Below are 2,305 nucleotides of genomic sequence, written 5' to 3'. Positions count from 1 at the left end.
CGGCGCGGGAGGAGGGAGAGTTTGACGTGTACGGGTCTCTTGATGGGTGCGGGCCGTCTTGGTGGGCTGCACGGGCCTCTTGATGCCGCCGGACGACTGTGCCATATATGTCTAGACCATTGCTGTCGAACGGAAGGCCCGCCCGTGCGACGCGTCCCCGGCCCCGCCCTGCTCGCCGCCGCCCTGCTGCTGTCCGCCGTGCCGCTCGCCGCGTGCGCCGGCGACTCGCGCGACCGGCAGCCGCCCTCGGCGCCGTCCGGCGTCACCGTCCACGCCGGCAGCTCCGCCTCCGTACATGTGATGTGGAACGCCGCCTCGGACGACTCCGGTGTCACCGGCTACGAGGTGTTCCGGAACAGCACGAAGGTCAAGGAAGTCCACGCCGAGCAGCACATGGTCGACATCACGGGGCTGAAGCCCTCCGCCCGGTACACGTTCACCGTCAGGGCCCGCGACGCCGCGGGCAACCGCTCCCCGCACAGCGCGGGCGTCCCGGTCACCACGCCGTCGACCGGCAGCGCGGACACCGAGGCGCCGACCCGCCCCTCCAGGCTGCGCGGAAAGGCGGCTGACGGCACGTCGGCGAGTCTCGACTGGAAGAGGGCGAAGGACGACACCGGCGTCGCCTCCTACGATGTCTACCAGGGCGACGCCAAGATCCACAGCGTGCCGGGCGACACGACGAACACAGTGGTGGGCGGCCTGCGTCCCGGCACTGACTACACCTTCACGGTCCGGGCGAGGGACCGGGCGGACAACCTCTCGGAACCCAGCGGGGCCGTGCGCCTCTCCACGCCCTCGGGACCGGGCGGCCCCGGTCCGGGCACGGCTCCGGCGGACCTGCAGGCGAAGAGCAGGCACGCCTCCGGCGCGTACCACCTGGATCTGTCCTGGACGCCGCCCCGCACCGGCGGCGAGGTCACGGACTATCAGATCCACATCGACGGCGAACTGGCCACGACCCTGGTGTGGGGCGCGAAGGCCCCCCGGGGCCGGGCGGCGTACAGTCTCCGTCTCGGCGACGAGCCCGGCACGACGTACCGGGTGCGCCTCAGGGCGCGGCTGCCCGACGGGAAATGGGGCGCCTTCTCCGCGGAACGGACGGTCACCACGGGCCGCGCACACGCACACTGAGCCCGCCGGATCGGGGTGCGGCGACGATCAGTCGCCGATCAGCGTGCGCGCGGCGGCACGGGCCTGGCGGGCGGCTTCGGGAGTGCCCGAGATGGCGGCGGTGGTCATGGCACCCTCGGCGAGGAGCGCGAGCTGGCCGGCGAGGTGCGCGGGGAGTTCCGCGTCGGCGACCAGGCCCCCGATGTACCGCCGGAAGGCCTCCTTGTGCTCGCGGGCCGCCGCGACCACGGCGGGCGAGGCGGCGCCGAGCTCGCCGAAGGAGTTGATGAAGGCGCAGCCCCGGTAACCGGGCTCGCCGAACCACCCGTACAGCCAGTCGAAGACCGCCAGGATCCGTTCCCGCGGCCGACCGGCGTCGACCGTCTCGACGTACCGCGCAAGCCGGTCCCGCCAGCGGGTGTCACGGCGGCGCAGCCAGGCCTCCACCAGGTCGCCCTTGGACGGGTAGAGCTGGTAGAGCCGCTTGAGGGAGACGCCCGAGGCGTTGCGGACCGCGTCCATCCCCACCGCCTGGACGCCCCGCCCGTAGTAGAGCTCCTCGGCCGCGTCCAGCACCCGTTCCTTCGCCGTCTCCACGTCCACCCTCTGCCGCCCTTGCGCGAGAACCATCGTTCTCCTACGGTAGCGCACAGCGAGAGAACGCCCGTTCTCCACTGTCGCGAGGAGAGTCCCATGACCACGTCCCGCCCCCCGCTGCCGCCGTTCACGGAGGAGACCGCCCGCCGGAAGGTCCAGCTCGCCGAGGACGCCTGGAACACCAGGGACCCGCACAAGGTGGCGCTCGCCTACACGGAGGACTCCGAGTGGCGCAACCGGGACGTGTTCCTCAAGGGCCGGGACGAGATCGTCGCGTTCCTCACCGGCAAGTGGGAGCGCGAACTGGACTACCGGCTGCGCAAGGAACTGTGGGCATGGACCGGCGACAGGATCGCCGTCCGGTTCGAGTACGAGTACCACGACGCGGAAGGGCAGTGGTACCGCGCATACGGCAACGAGAACTGGGAGTTCGACGGGAGCGGGCTGATGCGCAGGCGCTACGCCAGCATCAACGACCTGCCGATCGGGGCGGACGACCGCCGCATCGCCGCCTGAAGGCGGATCGGGCGGATCGGCGGGCGCAGCGACGGGCGGCGCCCGGAGGCCGCGGGGGCCGAAGGGCCGGGGTCGGCGG

The 2,305-nt window shown here is 72.3% G+C and carries 3 protein-coding genes; 2 read left to right on the top strand and 1 reads right to left on the bottom strand.

The features are described 5' to 3' along the window. Nucleotides 1–144: 144 nt before the first annotated feature. Nucleotides 145–1,134, top strand: coding sequence for a fibronectin type III domain-containing protein (locus GUY61_RS37615; RefSeq protein ID WP_313897033.1), 990 nt, complete (start codon nucleotides 145–147; stop codon nucleotides 1,132–1,134). 27 nt (nucleotides 1,135–1,161) lie between these two features. Here GUY61_RS37615 and GUY61_RS37610 read toward each other — a convergent pair whose 3' ends face one another. Continuing rightward, entirely contained in the window at nucleotides 1,162–1,743 is a 582-nt protein-coding gene (locus tag GUY61_RS37610; RefSeq protein WP_208106945.1) for a TetR/AcrR family transcriptional regulator, read from the bottom strand. A gap of 63 nt (nucleotides 1,744–1,806) precedes the next feature. Here GUY61_RS37610 and GUY61_RS37605 point away from each other — a divergent pair, with 63 nt between their 5' ends. Continuing rightward, nucleotides 1,807–2,226, top strand: coding sequence for a nuclear transport factor 2 family protein (locus GUY61_RS37605; RefSeq protein ID WP_166634772.1), 420 nt, complete (start codon nucleotides 1,807–1,809; stop codon nucleotides 2,224–2,226). Nucleotides 2,227–2,305: the final 79 nt, after the last annotated feature.

The organism is Streptomyces sp. GC420, from assembly GCF_009916105.1.
Lineage (GTDB): Bacteria > Actinomycetota > Actinomycetes > Streptomycetales > Streptomycetaceae > Streptomyces.
The sequence above is the reverse complement of the archived record's forward strand: the minus strand, read 5'-3'. Positions and strand labels throughout refer to the sequence as shown.

Bases quoted from the DNA above. Each gene is read 5' to 3' on its own strand.
- GUY61_RS37610 (WP_208106945.1), bottom strand. From the start codon at position 1,743: ATGGTTCTCGCGCAAGGGCGGCAGAGGGTGGACGTGGAGACGGCGAAG.
- GUY61_RS37605 (WP_166634772.1), top strand. From the start codon at position 1,807: ATGACCACGTCCCGCCCCCCGCTGCCGCCGTTCACGGAGGAGACCGCC.